This window comes from uncultured Gimesia sp. (assembly GCF_937919775.1).
In the GTDB taxonomy this organism is placed as follows: Bacteria; Planctomycetota; Planctomycetia; order Planctomycetales; family Planctomycetaceae; genus Gimesia.
In genome coordinates, this window is record NZ_CALFPF010000393.1 from 1 (window position 1) to 3018 (window position 3018).

A 3018-nucleotide genomic window follows, 5' to 3' on the forward strand; every position below is an offset into this window, starting at 1 on the left:
TGTTTTCAGTGTATTACAAATGTTATCTTCCCAAAGGTAAGAGTTCGTTTCAAAAGGAGAATTTAGTGGCAGTTCGTATTCGTATGAAAAGAATGGGTCGTAAGCATCGCCCCTTCTATCGTATTTGTGTAATGGATTCACGCAAACAACGTGACGGCGCAGCAATTGAAGAAATCGGAACGTATGACACATCCGTTGCCGACAAGTCAAAGCGCGTGGCAATTAATATGGAACGTGTTGATTACTGGATGTCAGTCGGTGCCAAACCTTCTGAAAACGTCGCAACACTGATCAAAAAAGTCAAAAAGAACAAGTTTGGAACAGCGGCTGCGCCTGCTCCTCTGATGGCTCCCAAGGAACCTCCAGCTCCCGAGCCGGAAGCTCCCGAAGCAACAGCAGAAGCAACTTCCGAAGAAGGTGCAACCACTGAAGAAACCCCCTCAGAATAAGTTTCTGAGTCGTTTTGACATAAGTTCGCTCTTTGAGAGAGCACAATGCGATTTGATATTCTAACTTTGTTTCCCGAACTATTTGACAGCTATCTTGAGCAGGGTCTGCTCAAGCGGGCGATTCAGAATCAGTTAGTCGAGGTGCAGCGTTGGAATTTTCGAGACTGGGCAACAGACAAACACGCCTCAGTAGATGACCGTCCGTATGGCGGCGGTCCGGGGATGTTGATTGGCTGTGACACGGTTTTTCAATGTATAGAACACGTTCAGGAAGTACTTCCTGCGCCTGGTAAATTGATCATGTTGACCCCGCAGGGGAGAACGTTGAATCAAAGCCTGGCTCAAGAATTATCGAAAGAATCGCAACTGACGTTACTGTGTGGAAGATACGAAGGGTTCGATGAACGAATCCGCATTGGGCTGAATCCAATGGAAATATCGGCAGGCGACTTCATTACCAATGGAGGGGAAGTGCCGGCCATGTTGATTATTGAGACTGTGATCCGGTTGATTCCCGGAGTATTGGGCGATGAAAGCAGTGCCAAATATGATTCCTTTTCGGAATCGGGACTGCTGGAATATCCTCAGTACACACGGCCTCAAAACTTTCGTGGAATGGAAGTTCCGGAAGTGTTGTTAAGCGGAAATCATCAGGAGATCGCGCGTTGGCGGCACGAACAGAGTATCATGCGAACCCGCGAACGGCGTAATGATCTTTTAACTGAGTCGGAATCAAATTCAATTTGAACTAAACTTAATGTAAACAGTCCGTTTTGAGCTATCTTGTCAGGTAACTTCAGAACGTACCATGAGGACTTGAGTCATGCAGGAATTAATGAAAAAGGTAGAAGCGTCCAGCCTTCGCGAAGAGCCGCTTCAGTTTGAAATCGGTGATACCGTCGATGTGCACACCCGAATCCAGGAAGGTGACAAGGAACGCATTCAGATTTTCAGCGGGATTGTCATCGCCCGCAGCGGTGGCGGATCACGTGAAAACTTCACGGTACGACGCATCGTTGCCGGTGAGGGTGTGGAACGTATTTTTCCGGTCAATTCACCGAAAATCGCCAAGCTGGAAGTCTTGCGTCATGGCAGGGTCCGTCGGGCCAAGCTGTATTACCTCCGGAATCGGGTTGGTAAATCTACACGTCTGACCGAACGCCGCGCTAAAGTAAAATAAGTCGAAGAGTCGATCGTCATGAAATACTTTTCAGCAGCGCTGAACTGAGTTCAGCGCTGCTGCATCAGGTTGTCTGGTATTCATGACGCCTTTATCTCAACGTCCGTTTACAAGTAAAAGCTTATGGCTGGTAAATGGTTTGGAAAACTTCTGGGTGATAAAGGGGAACGAGCTGCGATTAAGTTTCTTAAGCAGCAGGGGTACTCGGTCTTAGCAAAGCAATATCGAACGGATCTGGGGGAAATTGATATCATTGCCCTCGACCGTGAAACCGTTGTCTTCATTGAGGTCAAAACGCGGCAAAGTGATTTCAAAGGGCAGCCTTTTGAAGCCGTTACTCCCCAAAAACAAAGTCAGCTCACAAGGCTGGCCAGTTCCTTTCTCAAAAATCATCAATTGCTCCACAGTCCCGCCCGGTTTGATGTCGTTTCAATCGTCTGGTCTTCACAGCAATCAAATCCCGAAATCCAGCATTTTCAGAATGCATTTGCGCCTGCCGGCGCGTTTCAGTTTTTTACTTAATCCGGCTGGATTGTAAATCATAGACGATCCCTCTACATTAGCGTGAATTCGTCTCTGAACCGTTCGCCTGTGTCCAGGTTGATTACAGCGTCTCCAAGGTCTTCGGATCGAGTAAAACACCATGGGTGACACGCTGCTGAAACGGGGCGCGATCTAATAATGAAGGAATTGAGTTATGTCTGCCGAACAAAAAGCTGCCGAGCTGGGACTCGTTTTTGAACCGATTGAACCCGGTTATCTCAAGCTGTGTATTAAGACCGGAAATCTTCTGATTACTTCAGGTCACGTCAGTGATCAGAAGGGACGGCTGGGAGAAAATGTCAGCCTGGAAGAAGGGATCGCCGCTGCCCGCGATTGTGCCATCAAGATTTTACGTTCGGTGCGCGACGAACATGGTTCGTTGAATGGTTTAAAAGTTATCAAATTGCTGGGCTGTGTGAGTTCGACCCCTGATTTTACGGATCAGCATCTCGTGATTAATGGCGCTTCCGATCTGTTTCATGAGTTGTTCGGCAAGACCGGCGATGGTTATCATGCACGCAGTGCACTCGGTTTTGCCGCTCTGCCAACAGGGGTTGCAGTCGAGATTGAAGCCATTTTTGAAATTATCGATGCGTAAATTCCTGCTGAATTCTGTGGTCATTCGTCCGATTACGGCAAATTGTGAATGGCTTTCAATTAAACAGGATTTACCGTAAGAGTTGGCTTTTCCGGGAATTGGCTTGACAAAGTGACCGGTAAAGTGTGTAATACTAGTCGATTGGTATCTTTCGGGTACAAGATATGGTTGAAGGGGACCTCAATTATATTAGTTGACCTGATCTGATTTCACTCGAACCCGCGAAAAGGATTTCCAACCTGAATATT

The 3018-nt window shown here is 47.2% G+C and carries 5 protein-coding genes; all 5 read left to right on the top strand.

Features of this window, described 5'->3' with window-relative positions; translation table 11 throughout:
* The coding region (gene rpsP, locus Q0294_RS23410) for a 30S ribosomal protein S16 (RefSeq protein WP_366917961.1) at positions 1-449 on the top strand (449 nt) is incomplete at its 5' end.
* Positions 450-494: 45 nt separating this feature from the next.
* Entirely contained in the window at positions 495-1196 is a 702-nt protein-coding gene (trmD, locus tag Q0294_RS10790) for a tRNA (guanosine(37)-N1)-methyltransferase TrmD (RefSeq protein WP_299464672.1), read from the top strand.
* Between the two features lie 76 nt (positions 1197-1272).
* The gene (gene rplS, locus Q0294_RS10795) at positions 1273-1629 is read left to right on the top strand and encodes a 50S ribosomal protein L19 (protein WP_299464677.1); all 357 of its coding nucleotides are present in this window, start codon (positions 1273-1275) and stop codon (positions 1627-1629) included.
* Between the two features lie 123 nt (positions 1630-1752).
* Positions 1753-2151, top strand: coding sequence for a YraN family protein (locus Q0294_RS10800; protein WP_299464681.1), 399 nt, complete (start codon positions 1753-1755; stop codon positions 2149-2151).
* Positions 2152-2326: 175 nt separating this feature from the next.
* The gene (locus Q0294_RS10805) at positions 2327-2770 is read left to right on the top strand and encodes a RidA family protein (protein ID WP_299464684.1); all 444 of its coding nucleotides are present in this window, start codon (positions 2327-2329) and stop codon (positions 2768-2770) included.
* Positions 2771-3018: the final 248 nt, after the last annotated feature.

Coding starts and splice junctions, on each gene's coding strand:
- trmD (WP_299464672.1), top strand. CDS start 495: ATGCGATTTGATATTCTAACTTTGTTTCCCGAACTATTTGACAGCTAT.
- rplS (WP_299464677.1), top strand. CDS start 1,273: ATGCAGGAATTAATGAAAAAGGTAGAAGCGTCCAGCCTTCGCGAAGAG.
- Q0294_RS10800 (WP_299464681.1), top strand. CDS start 1,753: ATGGCTGGTAAATGGTTTGGAAAACTTCTGGGTGATAAAGGGGAACGA.
- Q0294_RS10805 (WP_299464684.1), top strand. CDS start 2,327: ATGTCTGCCGAACAAAAAGCTGCCGAGCTGGGACTCGTTTTTGAACCG.